The organism is Mucilaginibacter sp. L196 (assembly GCF_009765905.1).
In the GTDB taxonomy this organism is placed as follows: domain Bacteria; phylum Bacteroidota; class Bacteroidia; order Sphingobacteriales; family Sphingobacteriaceae; genus Mucilaginibacter.
Genome location: NZ_LMUO01000019.1, coordinates 377,905 through 394,530, shown reverse-complemented (window position 1 = coordinate 394,530; position 16,626 = coordinate 377,905). Strand labels below are relative to the sequence as shown.

Below are 16,626 nucleotides of genomic sequence, written 5' to 3'. Positions count from 1 at the left end.
TCAGTTTGCCCCGAAATGCCCTGGTCAGTTTGCCCCGAAACGGTGGGTCAGCTTGCGCCGAAATGGTGTGGTCTCATTCATCATAATCTCCACCCTGGCCTTTGACATAAAACATATAATGCTGGCGGTCACTTACGCCCGGAACAAAACCGGCCCAATGGCCACCGCCGATCTGATTAAGCAGGTTGGCGTCTTCCGGTTGTCCGCTGTTAAAGTCACCGGTTACATAAACGGCCAGTGCATTCGGGGCCCAAACCCTCAAGGTTGCGCCACAGTTAAGCAGGTTAGCGCCCATTGGCGTTTCCCCGGAAATATGATCTAATGATACAGGCATAGGACTTCTGATAATCAGTTAAATATAACTTATTTCCTGGATACGCCCAAGGGATATTTTTACGGTAAATCGGCAATTATTATTAATATTTTGGAGGCCCGATCAAAAGCCGTATAAAAAAGCACTATATTCCTCATATACTCAAGATTATTCCTTAAACAATTCATCCAGAAGGTTATCCATCACCGGATTCGCGATATAGTAACAAAAAGCGTGTTCGTGCGTACCCTTCTCCAACAACGGCGGATTGATCCGGAGCGGTGTTTGAAATTTCAACGGGACAATGATGCCCGTATTTTTTCCGTAACCGCTTTTATCCATATCGTCCATGACATTATCGATAGCGGACCTGCCCGCAACAGTTAAATTGCAGCCAAGCGAAGTCGATCCATAAATTACGGAAAGATTGACATCCATCAATTGCTTGCTCACCGCGTAGTCCTTATAATTGTATCCAATGACTACCCTTCCGATATTATTCTGTGCTGGGTCAATGATTACGGGCCCTCTGCGGTTAAAATCGATGAAGGTGCTCTCTCCCGGAATAGCGGGCGCGATTACACCGATGCGCAGCGGTGCGGCGGGGGTCGGTGTCAAGATCATACTTTGCAAGCGTTTTTTATCCGCTTCAGGTGTTATCAGGTTGAGCAGATCCCATTTATACACCGTATTGAACACCGCGCCGAGCGCCACTCCACCTCCAAGGCTATGCGTAATGATGATCGTGCGGATTTTGGTCTTTTGTTCCTCAGCCGTCATTAGGTTCCGGAGCGAGATACTCACAAAACGGGAGTTAAGCATCGCTGCACCCCAAACTTTAGCGACCGGCAAACCGTCAAAAGTATGCGCGTTCAATCCGTCCCAATGAATGTCCACATACACAGGCTTGCTATCCGAAGGATAATGTTTATTCCTGATAGTATCTCTCAACTGCACATATTCCTGCTCAGCCATCGTATCATTGAAACCATGCACCAAATACACCAGCCTGCCCGCGTGCTGTTCAATAATCGTCTGGTAAATACGATTGACATATCTGTCCCTGATCCGGCGCTGTACCTCACGATAAGCTGCTTCATCCGAAGAATCGGCGCTGACACCGTAGAATTCCTTTAGTCTTTTAAGTCTTTTTCGCCTGGAAAGAAAATAATGCGACAGACTTGCCACTGTCTTGCTGGAGGCGCTGCCATTCACACGAAACCTGTTTACATTGATGGATACGGCCGTATCCGGGTATAAATGTACCTGCTAATTGGAAACTGGTTCTTTGCCAGGTATGAGCCCCATAGCGGGCCAGATTGCCATAATTCCCGCCAATCCATCCATTTGTCAGGGCCGCATTCATATAAATCGCTGTGACATTCGTATCAGCCGAAAGGCCTAGGCTGTTTTCTGTCCATTGGTGATCTGCGTAATGGTATAGACGGCCCGCTGATCCAATACCCCAGGCTTCGTTGCCGTTTGCTGATATGCTAATCTTGGAAAAAAGTTTAGAGCCGAGTGAAATTGCATGAAATGTATAAGTGCCGTTTTTGGACCCATCGATTTTAAGCAAAACCGACTTGGAGTCATTCCGGTTGCAGGATAAGAGAAAGGTAAAAATCAGGTAATAAGAAAGGCCTTTGCATAGCCTGTGCAGCCACCGTTTATTTATTGAAAATGGCAAGGCACTCATAAGGTTTTTAATTGTGTAACGGTCTGTGTTCCAAAAATAAATAAAATTTGTAGGAATTCACATATCCTATACAGATAGGTAGTTTTTATGTATCACCAACGGGGATTTTCTAGTATAGATTTATGCCGTAAAACAAATTATCATTGGCGATTTGCACGACAGTGATATTTGGAAAGAGGCATCTTTGTTGGATATGTCTCCGTTACTTTTTAGTACCGTATTTAACCCACCACTTCTAAATTTATTAAAGCCTTGCATTATGTTAAGTAGAAAAAGCAGAATTTCCACGATTAAAAATTAGGGCGCTAACAATTGGCAAATAACTTATTGAATTTAAGCGTATAAAATATGAGGTTTGAAACCTTAAAAATTCACTAATCGTTTCAGATCTCTGAGAAAAAAGTTCGAGATTCTGCCACTCAAGGCTACTTTAAATTAATCAGAAACACCTGTAAATTAACAATTTACAGGTGTTTTTATTTTAACGGGTAACAAATAAGTAACAAAACACCTGCAAACGACGGAAAACAAAGGAAATTTAACATCCATTTCCATTATGTTATTTGCCGAAAAGACGGTGTTAAGTTAAATCAGTTAAGATAACGATTAAGGCTTATCTTATTAATTTTATTTTGTTTCTGGTAATAACACCAGCCGGATATAATTATCCCCACTCAGGTATTTGTTTGCGGCTTCCTTAATAGTCATTGGAGTTACTGATTTCATCCGTTCATCTTCTTGCAGCACTAGTTCCAAATCTTCCTGATTCTGAACTTGTCCGTTCAGATAGTTTAACCAGAACTTATTCGTTTTAAGCTGGGTTTCCCTGGTACGTCCGTTTTCGGCTTTGAATTTTTCCACATTTACTACTTCCGGGCCATTGCTTTTTAGTTTATTGACCTCATCCAAAGCAGAAGTGATCAATTTTTCTACGTTCTGGGGTGCGCAGCCAAAGACGATGGTAAAGCCATAACGGGGTATCGGATACTTGTTATAACTCACAAATGCACCAGGACTGTAAACCCCGCTTTCATCTTCCCGCAAACGTTCCAGCAACCTGATCTCCAGCACTTCGGCCATAGCATCCATTATTTTATTGTTTTGCTGATTAAACGTATAGTCACCACTGAATACCAGGCGAACTGTGGCTTTGGGTTCGGTACCCTTATAAACGGTTTTTTCGATCTTACCCGCTGGCGTACGAATACCCAGGTCTTTAGCTTGTTCATGTTTGTTTGTAGCAGGCAGCGATCCTAAATATTGTTCGAGCAAAGGTTTGATCTGGTTAATATCAAAGCTTCCGATAAACGTAAAGGTGAAGTTTGATGCATCGGCAAAACGTTCTTTGTATATGCTATAAGCCTTGTCTAAGTTGATTTGGTTAAACTTATCTACAGTGGGGCCAGTGCGGCGGACACTGTAATTGCCTAATACGGCATTAACAGTATCGCTAAATACGCTATTGGGATCATTATCACGATTAGCTAAGCTTGCTTTGGAACGGTTAATGATATTCTGAAACATCTCCGCGTCTCTTCTGGGTTGGGTAAAATACAGGAAGGTTAGTTGTAACGCTGTTTCAAAGTCTTTAGGTGTAGTAGAACCATTGATGCCCTCAGCGCGCTCAACTATGTATGGCGATACATTGACCTGTTTACCGGAAAGGTATTTTTCTAATTGCGTAGAACTGTAATTACCTACCCCACCTGCTGAAACGATCCCTGACGCATTGGCTGCTGACTGAAAATCTGCATCACTATATAACGAGGTTCCTCCGGGTGCAAAACCAGTAAATGTAATTTCATCATCTTTAAAATCTGTAGGCTTTACAACCACCTTAACACCATTGCTTAACGTAAGTTCTGTAGCTTTCAGGTCTATAATTTGTTTTTCTGCAATTATTTTACCCGGAACCGGTTTAATAGCTAATAAAGGTTTGGATGAAACTTCATCTTTATAGGGATCCAGCTTTTCTTGCTGTATTGCTTTCATCCAACTGTTTATAGTTGTTTCATCAGGCAATACTGCTTTGTCTTTATCCGGGGCCATGATGATTATATCCCGGTTGGCCTCTTTAATATATTCTTTTGTAAGGTCATTCACTTCGGTTAAAGTAATCTCGGGAAGGTCCGTTTTTACCAGGTTATATTCTGCTTCAATACCGGGTGCTGCCTGGCTTTGCAGAAAGTATTGTTGATACTCGTTTACATATGCCTGGGAATTAGTTTTGTTCTTTTCTTTATACGCTGCCTCCATATTGCTCATGTAGCTTTGTTTAGCCCGATCCAATTCAGTTTGTGTAAAACCATAACGCTTTACTCTGTCGGTTTCCCTCCAAACCGCCTTGAAGCCTCTTTCCAATTCGCCCGGCTTGGCGAGTACAGATACGCCATAAATATCTGTACCGGCAAGAAAATCCCCTATCCTTGCTCCGCCTTGTATATAAGGCGGATCTGCCTGTTTTGTCAATTCACTATACCTTTCGCCCAGCATCGTATTAAATAACTCGTGTGTGATACTGTTACGATAATCTGCTGTTGTTTTAATAGGCCGTCCTTTATGCTTGATAATCACTTCCGCAGTCGTCATTGTCATTTCCTTATCAGTCACTGCAATGAACTGGTCTCTGCCATCTAAGGGCACAGTATATTTTGTTCTTACCCTCTCTTGTACCGGATTTTCCAGGTCGCTAAATTTTACCTTCACTACTTTCTCAAGGCTGTCGGCATTGATGTCGCCTACAATGATCAGCGCCTGCAAGTCAGGTCTGTACCAATCATGGTAAAAACGTGCAATAGCGGGCCGTTTAAAGTTATCCAGTACCGTATCCAAACCGATGGGGATACGCACCGCGTAACGTGAGTTATTTAAGAGCATTGGCCAATATTGCCTTTGCATCCTTTCTCCTGCTCCCTTACCCAATCTTTTTTCTTCTAACACCACTCCCCTTTCCTTGTCAATCTCTATAGGGTCAAGTGTAGCGCTTTGCGCCCAGTCATGCATAATCAGGATGCCTTTCGCAAGAATGGCTGGCTGGTCCGAAGGCAGCGGTAATTCGTAAACGGTTTCATCAAAGCTGGTATAGGCATTAATATCCGCGCCAAAACGTACTCCTGCTTTCTGCAAATAGTTTATCAGTTCATTATGCGGGAAATGGGCCGTGCCATTGAAACTCATATGTTCCATAAAATGTGCCAGGCCACGCTGATCCTCATCTTCCAAAACGGAACCCACCTTATTCACCAAATACATAATCACCCGGTTCTTTGGTTCTTCATTATGCCTAATGTAATAAGTGAAGCCATTGGATAGTTTACCAGTCCGTACATTCGGGTCAAGGGGTAGCACCTTGTTGCCGCCCCCAACCTGTGCAGTTGTTTCCTTTGTTGTTTGCCCATCTGAAATGGATGGGATTAACAATCCCAGCATCAATGCCGCTGTCGAAAATTTAGCTCTGTGTTTTTTAAATAACATTATTTTGTTGTTTTACTGATTTTATTAAATTAATGGATTAATAAACGCTATTGTGAACAGCTAATTCTTTCAATCATACATATCTCTATCTTTAAATATGTGTATGACAATGGCTATAATAAATCCACCAATCACCACAAAATCCATTACTACCAGAATGTTCATTTTCCAAATGTTTTTAGCCCATCATCGAGGAACTTTAAATAACCCGTTGTGTCATAATCTGCCCCGCTGGACGATACCCACAGGTTACCGTTGGCGTTCAGCAGTACATAAAATGACCACGACTTGGTCTGAAGTTTCCTGCCTACAGATTACTTCATTGTTGCCGATTGTTTGCGATTGTCGAATCGGCATTAGTTTTCCATTTACCCTGTACTCCAGAAAAACTTTCTTACTTTCTTTGGGTGCAGTAAAGTCAAAAGGTTAATTCTTAAGGCGAGATATAATATCTTGCTTATATTGTAATTATTTGATCAGTTCTTCCAGTTTTTTCATCAATGCCTCACCATACAGATTAGTGGCAATGATCACTCCATTGGGGTCAATGAGAAAATTTTGCGGAATAGCAGAAATAGCATAAAATCCAGCTACCTGGTTTTTCCAGCCTTGCAAATCACTTACTTGTGTCCATGGCAATCCATCGTCTTTTATCGCTTTTAACCAACTTTCCTTCTTATTATCCAAAGAAACTGCAAGGATATCAAAATTCTTACCCTTAAACCTATTGTAAGCTTTTAACACATTCGGGTTTTCTGCACGGCATGGGCCACACCAACTGGCCCAGAAATCCAGCAGTACATATTCCCCTTTAAACGAGCTTAAAGAAACCATCTTACCGTTCACATCAGACTGACTAAAATCCGTTGCAGTAACACCAATGCCGGTTTTCTTTGTAACGTCGAGCCTTTTAGCCAAACTTTTACCTACTTCTGTATTTCTTAAACGAATACTCAAACTGTTAAACAGGGGTTCAAATGTTTCGGGGTGAATAATACCTGACCTTTTCTGAACCAGGTCAAGGCTTACGTAGGAGTCTGTGTGAGCGGCGATAAAATCAATCTCTTCCTCATCAATCCTTTTTGCCAAAGGTACTGTGATCTTTTGAATCGCTTTGATACGCTGATTGGTATCTAACCCTTTGCCTTGCGCTTTTATAACGATCGGGAGAATTTCTGCCTCCGCCAATGCCAACTGATCCATATCCGCTTTTATTGAGGTCTGAAATAACTGGTATTCTTTTTGGGCAGCCCCACCTTTAATCACCGCGTTCTTTGCAAAATTGGTTCCTCTTACCTGAGTAAGACCCTTTTCCAAAAAGAAACCCTGTTCATCTGTTGCCTGTATTTTTTCAAGAAGAGATATCGATGGGTCATCTTGTATAGGTTTAAGACTGATTGATGCCTTGATTACTTCATTACCAATACGACCTTTAAAACTAAAGACACCATTTTTAGTGATTGTGGAGTCTAAAATGGATTTACCACTTAACCAGTAACTAAGAAAAACTTTTTTTTCCTCCTTCAGACTGGTAAACCTCCCCTTTACGGAAAAAACATTTTGGGCATGTGCAGCAAATGCTATAAGGCTAAAGCTTAGAGTAAAGCAGAATATTTTTTTAATTGACATTGAATTATTTTTAATTTCTATAAATAACATTTATGAGAAAAGGCAATAGTTTAGCTTTTAAAAGCTGTAAGAAAACTTCAAACATTTTTAGAAAGGAAACCTGTACAAGCTTTTGGCTAATGCTAAGTTTATACAAGTTTCCTATCCGATTTTTTAAGGATTGTTTTCCATGCCCGGATTTTCATCAATTACCGTTTGTGGAAAGCGCATGGTAAACCTCAGAGGATCCAATGCAAAAGTACTTGTGATGCTGCCTGAAGTTGAATATAGCGTATGCGTATAGGTCGTTCCAGTAAATAGCGGATCAACAGAAAGCCGTCTCATATCAAACCAGCGGTATCCTTGTACCGCAAATTCTCTGGTCCGTTCGTCAAAGATGAAATTTAGCAATGACAATTGCTTACCCGCAGTAGCTGCGGGTACCGAGGCATCAGCAGCAGGCATTCTATTTGACCGCAAGGTTTCTACATCTGTCTTAGCACCAGCCAAATCACCTAACCTGGCTTTACACTCCGCCCTTAACAGGTACAGATCAGGAAGAACTACACCGTACTGATCTTCTATTGGACCAACTCTCCTTAATAACACCCCAGGATAATTGGCTCCAAAAAACGCACTGTTTGCATAGAAGTTCAACCGCAGGTCTGACGAACCAAATAAGGCAACTGTAGCGGGACTAATCACAAGTTCGTTATTAGTAAATGTCCAATTATCAATTGCTTGTTTGCTATATAAATTCTCTGTATTACTGACAACTGAAGGATAAGTAGGGCCAAAAAATCCCAATGGCAGGAAAGAGCCACCAGTTGCAAAGGTTACGTTATAATTATATAAAGCAATGGGGATGGTACTGTTACCCATGTCAGTGAACGACTGGTTTAGCAAAGGTAAAGCCTGCGAAAATTTTCCCATAAACATATAGACTTTAGCCAATAGGCCCTCGGCCGCAGGTTTGGACATGCGTGACCGGAAAGTGGTTTGTGCTGGAAGAGCTGCAATAGCAGATGTAAGATCTGACACAATAAAATCGTACATATCTTTTACTGAAGCCCGTACAAATTTAGTTTGTGTTACATCAGCAACTGTTATAATCGGAAAACCTGGATCAGTTGCGGCAGTAGCTTCTGCATAGGGCTTTCCATAATAATTGATCAGCATAAAATTAGTCCATGCCCGCCCGGCCATAGCTTCAGCCTGGATAGATGCTTTTTGCTGAGCAGTTCCATCTGTAGCCGCGCTTATCCCATTTATAATTGCATTATAAGTATAAAGATTCTGCATCGGAACAGTCATTTCCACAGCAACCTGGCCCGGATCATACACCACAGCGTCCCAGGCGAACCGTCTTTGAACTGCCAAAAGTGAACTCGAAAAATAATCATTTGCTGCCGCTACTTCATCTCCCATAGCAATCGCTCCATCCTGGCTGTCTATATTTTCCAGGCTAAGGCTGTTAAGCATCAGGTTATAATCTGATACTGTTTGGGCAATCAAATTTCCTTTTGGGGTAACTTCCAGAAAATTTTTTTTGCACGAGAACAGAACCGTAATCAAGAGCATGGAAATACCTATTACTCTTATATGTTTATTTCTTTGTTTCATGTTGTAGTTAGATTTAGAATTTAACATTTACGCCTAAAGTTATAGTCCCTTGATCAGCGATCATGGTTCTTGCGCCATAGTAATACTGATACTCAGGATCAATACCATCTTTATTTGCTTTCCATAACATTAAATTTGATAGCTGGGCACGGAAGGTTATTTTATCCACTTTTAGCTTTTCAACAATGGCCTGGGGTAAACTGTAAGACAGCGTGATATCGCGTAGTTTAATATAGGAGGCGCTAACCACATTAATATCTCCATCGGTATAATATGCAACGTTACGCTGAGAAGCACTAATAGAAGGATCGGCGATATATGCCGGTATATTGGTTATTAACTGATCGCCTGGTTTCTGCCACCGATCGGCAAAAGACGGGGAAAGATTGCCTTGAGTAAAGCCTCCATAACTTACGTTATTAGTTGCCATCCTGCCAGTGTAAAACTCGTTTACATCTCTTCTCATTACGTTCCCAAGACTAAGGATGGTATTCGCACTTAAGCCAAAATTTTTGTAACTAAAGGCATTAGATACTCCTCCTGTCCAAACAGGCTGATAAGTTCCCATGTACTTAATATCAGCTATTGCAGCGGCGTTTGGCTTTTTAGTGAGGGTACCGTTGGCCAGCCGGATTAGTGGATCGCCTACATTGTCCAGTCCGGCAAACCTGTATGCAAATACTGCAAATGCCGAATAACCCTGTACATATTGAGATGCTACCAACTGATCGCCTGTGGTAATGGTGGAAGAGAAATTGTAATGGGTTAGGGTGTTTTTATTATAGGCTATATTGAAACCGGTGTTCCACCTAAAATTACTGTTAGCTATATTAACCGAATTCAGGCTGAGTTCAATTCCTTTATTCTCCAGATTGCCCAGGTTTCCGACTACGGTGCTGTAACCTGTAAAAACATTGGTGGGTACGTTGCCCAGCAAACCACTGGTTTGTTTGTCGTATACATCTACAGATCCGCTTAAACGATCCTTAAGCATCGCAAAATCCAAACCTATATTTAAAGTGGCGGTACGCTCCCATGTTAATTTATTATTAGCCGGTGTAGTAATATTTAAACCTAAACCATTAGGCAGGTTTACGTTGCTTACGGGGGAGAGAATATTGTAGGAAGCCGCTGAACCAGGAGTCGGCGAATTTCCTGTGATACCATATGTTGTTCTGAGCGCAAGTCTGTCTATCCAGGTGATATCTTTCATGAAGGCTTCATCACTAAGCATCCATTTACCACCGACACTCCATACTGGTTTATTTTGTGCGGACTCATCTAAACCAAACAAGTTGCTTCTGTCTGTACGTAAACTGGCGTTAACGGTGTATTTTTGATTATAGGTATAAGCCAGATTTGAAAAGTAAGAAGAAAATCTGGTCTCCGTTTCGGTCTGCACAAAGGGGACCGTAAACAACACACTGCCTGCACCGTAGTTGGCCATCACTGGGTTTGTAACACCCGGCGAACCAAGTGAGGCATAGTTAATTGCAGCAGATGTTTCAAGTTCTTGATTGTATCCATATGCTATAGTCGTATTGCTGATGGCATGCTGGTCCTGTGCTTCCTGGCCTGCCAAAACAGTCAATTGGTGTAAATTGTTGTTCCATGACTTATTATATGACAACATATTCCTGACAGTCCAATTATCCTGGTTTGAATTGGCAACAGAATAATTACCCCCGGTTGTGGGCAAATTATAAATAGGTACTGAACCTACTGTAGGCGCAACTGCATACTCCACGATCTGGCTCCTTACCAAATAGCTTGAAGCATCTTCATAATTCTGTGTTTTGCTGTTATTTACTATATAGCCATAAGTTCCTTCAAACTTCAAACCATCTAATAATTTAACGTTGAGACCCAAAATATTCCGGCTTACCAGTGTGTTTCCCTTAGTATAACCATCGTTCATATCATCGAGCGGGTCATAATCCAGGTTAATTTGGCTGCGGTTTTGATAATCGATTCTTGTTGCATCACTTAAGTATTGCATATAGGGCATCGAGAGGTTATTGCCGCTGGCATCCTGAAATAACTGGTAAGGCAAGAATTGGTTGTTTACATTAATAGTGTTTTTAGCACTGGTAACATTATCATCCAGGTCTGTAATCAAATTAAGCTGAATACGTTTATTTAGCGTAAAGTCTTGTCTTATATTAATTTTATAATCGTCGTTTGTTTGGCCGGGACTATCGCTTTGATTGTCCGTATAAGCCATAGATGCATAAAATGCGTAAGCCTTTCCACCTCCTGACAAGGACAGGGTGTGGTTCATTAAATAGGCATTGCGATACCAGAGATTTTTAATCTGCTGCAAATTATTAATACTTGCTAGACTATCTAAACTCTTATTGGCCTGGGATGCGGTAATCAGCCCCCTCGCCTCGTTATATAAAATTAGTTCATGAGGTGCCACGCCTACCGAGGCAAGATTGCTATAACTTGAAATAGTTGACCATGGATTAACGGACATATAGTTGGCATTAATAATTTGCTTAGCCGTCTGTATAAATTGCTCACTATTCATTGTTGGGATATAACTGAAGTTGGGTTTACCCTGAAAATTGATAAACGCGTCGTAGCTGATCTTCACTTTATCCCCTGGTTTTCCTTTTTTAGTTGTAATGACAATGACTCCATTGGCAGCCCGCGCGCCCCATATAGATGCGGCAGTAGCGTCCCGAAGAACCGTAATGTCGGCTACATCCTGCGGATTAATAGAGGAAACATCAGTCATTGCAATCCCATCTACCACGTAAAGCGGATTACTGTTAAGGCTCAAACTTGTTAATCCTCTAACTAAAACGGGGTTTGAGGTAGATCCGGGTGCGTTATTGATCACTAATCCCGGAATAAGGCCATCTAACCGCTGAATAATATTCATACTCGTCGACCTATCCTCTACGATGCTCATATCCGGTTTGGCAAATGAACCGGCACTTCTTTCTGCGGAAATTGTTTGATAGCCGTTATTTACAGTAACATTTACTTCCTGGAGATTTCCGGTGTTCACCGTCATTTTGATCGTACCCAAATCTTTAGCTGCCCTAACAGTATATACTGTGTAACCGGTATAAGTGATCATTATACTGGATTTTTCATCCACATTTTTTAAATAGAACTCTCCGTTTACGTCGGTAACTGCTGCCGCATTTCTTCCTTTAACTTTTATTGAAAAATCGCCCGTTTTTTTATCGTTGATTTCATCGCTGACGAAGATACTTACAGTAGCGCCCGCCATGGGTTGCCCTTTTTCGTCTACCACACGCCCGTGTACATCAACGGTGGTAAAAGCATCTTTAACTTTATCAAGGAAAGACTTTTCTTTTATGGACACCACCACCGATTTATTTTCAATAGTAAAATCCAGAGGCTGTCCTTCAAAAATCTTTTTCAGCACATCACTTAACTCCGCATCTTTTACATTAATACTTACCCGGCTTGCCCCCTTTAGCGTTGTCGCCGTGAACAGGAAATCATATCCTGTTTGCGTACTGATCTGATTAAAGACCTCAACCAATGGCGCATTTTTTTCAGACAATGTGATTTTCTGTGCAAATGAGCTTGCACTTACCTGTAAGATTGCTGCGATCAAAATCAGCGTAGTTAACTTCATTATCAACAGGAGTTTAGTAATACAGCCAGGCGGCTGTACAAAAATTTTAGGGTAAAAATTGTACATTTGTTGTAACTGGGTTTAATGCGTTGCGCCTTTTCATTGTCGAGATGCGTCAGGCACGCCGCGGTTCATTAATAGTTTAATTCAATTATTAGGGGTTAATCCAGGCATTAGTCATCCCGGCTCTAATCGGGATGACTTTTTTATTGGATCACCAGGTAAGTACTTTTACTGCAATACGGTGACCCTCCTTCCTTCAACTTTAAAGTGAACGCTTTTTGTTTGTTCCAGCATTTTCAGTACCCCGCTGATATTTTTAAAGCGGGAAATCTTGCCGTAGAATCCTTCATCAGAAGTCCTACCCTCATATTGTACGTCAATATTATACCACCTTGAAAGTTTGCGCATAATACTTTCAATATTTTCATCGTTAAACCGGAAATATCCATTTTTCCAGGCTACGGCTTCTTCTATATTCGCATCCGCAACCGCTAATCTACCACCAGACAATAATGATTGCTGACCTGGTTTAAGCATCTTTGAAATTCCACTGGCATTTTGAGTTACTTTTACACTTCCTTCTAACAGCGTGGTTTTTATAATCTGTTCATCTGTATATGAATTGATATTAAAATGTGTGCCTAATACTTCTACAGTCTGGCCATTAGAAGTTACCTTAAATGGTTTAGCTGCATTATGCGCAACCTCAAAGTAGGCTTCGCCTGTTAATTCTACTTTACGATCGTTACCGGTAAAGGAGGCAGGGTATCTTAAAGAAGATGCCGCATTCAATATAACTTTAGTACCATCCGATAAAGTAAGCGTATATTGACCGCCACGCGGTGTTGTCATCGTATTATAAGCTATAGCTGCACTATTATTTGATAGTCCTACATAGGTTACCTGACCATTGGCAGTTTTATTAATGGCTGTATTGCTTTCATTGGCAAGCTTGCCGTTTTTAGCACCTGTTAATATAATTTGTTTGCCATTAGCTAATGTCAGAACGGCCTTGTTGCTACCAGGCGCGATATCGTTAATTTGATTTTGGGCTGTTTGTTGTTGAGGTTGTTTATGCCATATAAAATAGCCCCCAACAGAAAGGAACAATAAAATTGAGGCGGCTGCGGCAATGCGGGGTAACCATATTTTAAATCGACTAACCCTGATTTGTTCCTGTAAACCCGTCTCATCTGAAGAGTGCCGACGCAGATCAATCCGATCTTTTAAAGATTGACCAAAATGGAGTTTATCCTCATGTGTAATATTCCAGGAGTGTTCAGAAAGTTCCTGCTCTATCCAAGCTTCTACAGCTATCTGCTCCTCATCAGAGCATAAGCCCTTACGGTAACGTTCTAACAATTGTTTTGCTTGCTCTTCGTTCATTGGGATAATTGCATGGCTTTTATCTGCCCTTACATAATATCTATTCCGAAAAGTGGGGTTAGGTAGTAGATTTATTTAAAATAAATATGAATAACTTAATCTATTTTAGAAAATGCACAAATAAAACAGCCACAGCGGCCGAAAATTCACCATTAATTGAGCTCGATAGGATTTTTAAAGCGTTACTGATTTGCTTTTTTACGGTATTTTCGGCAATACCTAATTTTTGTGCTATTTCTCTATGAGACAATTGTTCATTTCTACTTAGAAGATAAATCTCTCTCATTTTAGATGGCAATTTATCAACTGTTTCATCAATATGCCCTTGCAATTGTTTAAGAGACACTTGATCATTAAAATCAGATAATACATCCTTCATGCTTTCGGAAAGCCGCTCCAGGAAATGAGACTTCGTAATATTCTTCTCTATATACTTTAGGGATAGATTACGGGTACTTTTGATTAGGTAGGACACTAAGGTACCTTTAACCTCTACGACCTCCCTTCTATTCCATATGGAAACAAAGATCTCCTGAACAATATCGGCCCCCTCGTCCTCAGATTTGGTTAGGCGAATTGCATAACTCGCCATTTTTTCCCAGTACCTATCGTAAATTTCTGTAAATGCAGCATTGTCTCCCTCCCTAAGCAGGATGGCCAATTCATGATCGGAAAGACTGTTATACACTGACATTCACTATAATCCCAAACGAATTTACAAAAAATTAATATTGATTTAAAAAACGGCGTAAAAATACAGTCTTTAAAATTCCAATATTGTCTTTTGTAATAAATGAGAAGCGATGTATTAGTCAATGGGCAATAGAAGATATTTTGCTGCCTATAATTTCTGATTGGAGTAACGGACTTTTTGTTTTGTGATTAATAATAATGAGCGCAGTTTTACAACGATTGACTTTTTTCATCTCACGAAAAATATTAGCAAATTTCAGCCGTGTGTATGTACTGTGTATTTGAAAAGTTTTTAGAGTCGCTTTATGCAATTACTACCCGAATTAACCAATTGAAAAAAAACTGGTTTCAGAACAGCAATTTAAATCTGAGGTCGAGGAGATTATTTTTTTCAAAAACATCTTCCCGAAATTCTATTCGTGGATGATTTACACAGCTGAAGAATATAGTATAATTTCTGCCCTGCCAGTGGAGACGGAACATATACTTCGGGATTATTATTTGTAGGAATTAGCGATTGTTAAGCATAATTTCAACAAAAGTCAATTTACCTATCAGTATTTTCTAAAGGCGAAACCGCATTGGATGATGATTCTTTTTTGCGGAAGAATTTCAATTCTTATCATCCCGGCTTACCTGCACTGTTTATCGATAATGAAACAGCAACAAATCAGGGATACCAGTTTGCAAAATTCCGTGCAGGCGAAATGCTTCAAGATTTTCTCATTAACAGGATCAGGCTACTTTATAAGGCACCGAACAATCTATTACTGGCAAAAATTGTTATCACCATTACCGGCAATTCCGCGCATGGTCTTTTTAACGGAGCACAAACGTTGCTGCAACTAATTGGAGATTACAGGACGCTTGACCAGCAGATTCCAGGCGCAATAGAGTTGTATATTTATGGTTCGTTTGGCACCTCGTATCAAGGCGAATAATATCAGTAAAGTCCACTTATCAGAAAGCATATTGATGGAGCCGTACTATATAATAGTAATCCATTTTATCGGGAATGTACTACAAACGGCCATTTAATAAAAAAAGCGCTCCCGGCTCTTTCCGGGATGCGCTCTCATTTATTAACACTAACTATTAAACTGATTTATAAAGAACAAAGAATATTTTTAGCCGCCATTACGGCGGTCTTTTGATATTTGTATGATCATGGCAAATACAAACACCAGGATAAATATATAACCCAGGGTAATTGCATTTATCTCTGATCTTTTCTCTTGTATTTGAAAGTCAACAGACCATCAAGTTCATCTTTCCCTTTCATTCGATTGCTGATCATTTTTACAATGACGGCTATTATAATTGAGGAAAACAGAGATATTCCAATAAAAAATACGATATCCATAGAACGATAAGTATTTACTGTAATGACGAATTTATTTAACACTAAGCGCCTCTGTAATTCTGTCATTCAAATCCAATAGGTGACTTCTGGTCATTTCATCTTTAATAAATGGAAGATCTGCTTTGATCAACTTTTGCTGGTAATGTAATTGTGATTTGATTACCGATGACATATCACTGGATTGAGATTTTAATGGTGCATTATCTGATTGCGAGGGTGGCCCATTTGGACTATCCGCAGCGCCAAAATAAGGCATTGCAGCAGCAGGCTTAATTATGCTGATCAAATTGTCAACATAGCTCTTTTGCAGATTTCGCCTGTAAACATCTATTGGCTGGTGGGTATACAGTTCCTTATCAATACCATGGTTCAAGTCCTTAAAAAACTCAGTAATGGTATAAACATCTTTATCACCACTTGCCTCTGCCTCAATCATCCTGGTCATACGGTATTTTCCAATTAAATATTGTATCACTCCATCCTGGCGTTCAGCTGTGATAGTCATAAAACTCTGCCCTGTGCGGTTAAGCACCTCTGCATTATACATCCATATAGGCGTAGTAAACACATTACGATCCAAAAACTTCATAGCCTCTCTTTGTCTGCTTGCAGGCACACGTTCGTAAATATCCCCCGGTTGCTCAGATGTTTTTGCTGTGGTATAAACACCGGCGATGTTTTTAATAACATGAACCAGGTAACGGTCAAATTGCGCATTCAAAGCAGTATACATGTCTTTTAAATTATCATACCCTTCGTTCGGCGTTTTTGTCCATTCAATTAATTGCGGTAAAATACGTTTCAAATTTTTTATACCGTATTCGCTTGCAATCATGGCATTATCG

General features: G+C 40.4%; 11 protein-coding genes. 1 reads left to right on the top strand and 10 read right to left on the bottom strand.

Annotated elements, in window-relative coordinates; translation table 11 throughout:
• Positions 1-73 precede the first annotated feature (73 nt).
• The 9 genes from GSQ74_RS18180 to GSQ74_RS18140 all read right to left on the bottom strand — a co-directional run bounded on the left by GSQ74_RS18180 (position 74) and on the right by GSQ74_RS18140 (position 14,413).
• On the bottom strand, positions 74-334 hold the full coding sequence (locus GSQ74_RS18180; protein WP_158995641.1) for a hypothetical protein: 261 nt from the start codon (positions 332-334) through the stop codon (positions 74-76).
• Between the two features lie 147 nt (positions 335-481).
• The gene (locus tag GSQ74_RS18175) at positions 482-1,528 is read right to left on the bottom strand and encodes a hypothetical protein (RefSeq protein WP_158995640.1); all 1,047 of its coding nucleotides are present in this window, start codon (positions 1,526-1,528) and stop codon (positions 482-484) included.
• Positions 1,455-2,009, bottom strand: coding sequence for a hypothetical protein (locus tag GSQ74_RS18170; RefSeq protein WP_158995639.1), 555 nt, complete (start codon positions 2,007-2,009; stop codon positions 1,455-1,457). Before GSQ74_RS18170 ends, GSQ74_RS18175 begins: the two co-directional genes overlap by 74 nt.
• Before the next feature lie 627 nt (positions 2,010-2,636).
• Positions 2,637-5,483 carry a pitrilysin family protein gene (locus tag GSQ74_RS18165; protein ID WP_254060917.1) on the bottom strand — a complete coding sequence of 949 codons (2,847 nt, stop codon included), beginning with the start codon at positions 5,481-5,483 and terminating at the stop codon, positions 2,637-2,639.
• A 468-nt stretch (positions 5,484-5,951) separates the two neighbouring features.
• Positions 5,952-7,112: a TlpA disulfide reductase family protein gene (locus tag GSQ74_RS18160; RefSeq protein ID WP_158995638.1), complete on the bottom strand. Its 1,161-nt coding sequence runs from the start codon at positions 7,110-7,112 to the stop codon at positions 5,952-5,954.
• A gap of 153 nt (positions 7,113-7,265) precedes the next feature.
• Positions 7,266-8,714: a RagB/SusD family nutrient uptake outer membrane protein gene (locus GSQ74_RS18155; RefSeq protein WP_158995637.1), complete on the bottom strand. Its 1,449-nt coding sequence runs from the start codon at positions 8,712-8,714 to the stop codon at positions 7,266-7,268.
• A gap of 13 nt (positions 8,715-8,727) precedes the next feature.
• The gene (locus GSQ74_RS18150) at positions 8,728-12,336 is read right to left on the bottom strand and encodes a SusC/RagA family TonB-linked outer membrane protein (RefSeq protein ID WP_158995636.1); all 3,609 of its coding nucleotides are present in this window, start codon (positions 12,334-12,336) and stop codon (positions 8,728-8,730) included.
• Positions 12,337-12,567: 231 nt separating this feature from the next.
• Positions 12,568-13,725 carry a FecR family protein gene (locus GSQ74_RS18145; RefSeq protein ID WP_158995635.1) on the bottom strand — a complete coding sequence of 386 codons (1,158 nt, stop codon included), beginning with the start codon at positions 13,723-13,725 and terminating at the stop codon, positions 12,568-12,570.
• 100 nt (positions 13,726-13,825) lie between these two features.
• On the bottom strand, positions 13,826-14,413 hold the full coding sequence (locus tag GSQ74_RS18140) for an RNA polymerase sigma factor (RefSeq protein WP_216846776.1): 588 nt from the start codon (positions 14,411-14,413) through the stop codon (positions 13,826-13,828).
• Positions 14,414-14,963: 550 nt separating this feature from the next.
• Here GSQ74_RS18140 and GSQ74_RS18135 point away from each other — a divergent pair.
• Positions 14,964-15,359, top strand: a complete 396-nt coding sequence (locus tag GSQ74_RS18135; RefSeq protein ID WP_256366320.1) for an RteC domain-containing protein — start codon at positions 14,964-14,966, stop codon at positions 15,357-15,359.
• 453 nt (positions 15,360-15,812) lie between these two features.
• Here GSQ74_RS18135 and GSQ74_RS18130 read toward each other — a convergent pair.
• Positions 15,813-16,626: zinc-dependent metalloprotease (locus GSQ74_RS18130; protein ID WP_216846775.1), on the bottom strand; the 814-nt coding region annotated here is incomplete at its 5' end.

Coding starts and splice junctions, on each gene's coding strand:
- GSQ74_RS18180 (WP_158995641.1), bottom strand. CDS start 334: ATGCCTGTATCATTAGATCATATTTCCGGGGAAACGCCAATGGGCGCT.
- GSQ74_RS18170 (WP_158995639.1), bottom strand. CDS start 2,009: ATGAGTGCCTTGCCATTTTCAATAAATAAACGGTGGCTGCACAGGCTA.
- GSQ74_RS18165 (WP_254060917.1), bottom strand. CDS start 5,483: ATGTTATTTAAAAAACACAGAGCTAAATTTTCGACAGCGGCATTGATG.
- GSQ74_RS18160 (WP_158995638.1), bottom strand. CDS start 7,112: ATGTCAATTAAAAAAATATTCTGCTTTACTCTAAGCTTTAGCCTTATA.
- GSQ74_RS18155 (WP_158995637.1), bottom strand. CDS start 8,714: ATGAAACAAAGAAATAAACATATAAGAGTAATAGGTATTTCCATGCTC.
- GSQ74_RS18150 (WP_158995636.1), bottom strand. CDS start 12,336: ATGAAGTTAACTACGCTGATTTTGATCGCAGCAATCTTACAGGTAAGT.
- GSQ74_RS18145 (WP_158995635.1), bottom strand. CDS start 13,725: ATGAACGAAGAGCAAGCAAAACAATTGTTAGAACGTTACCGTAAGGGC.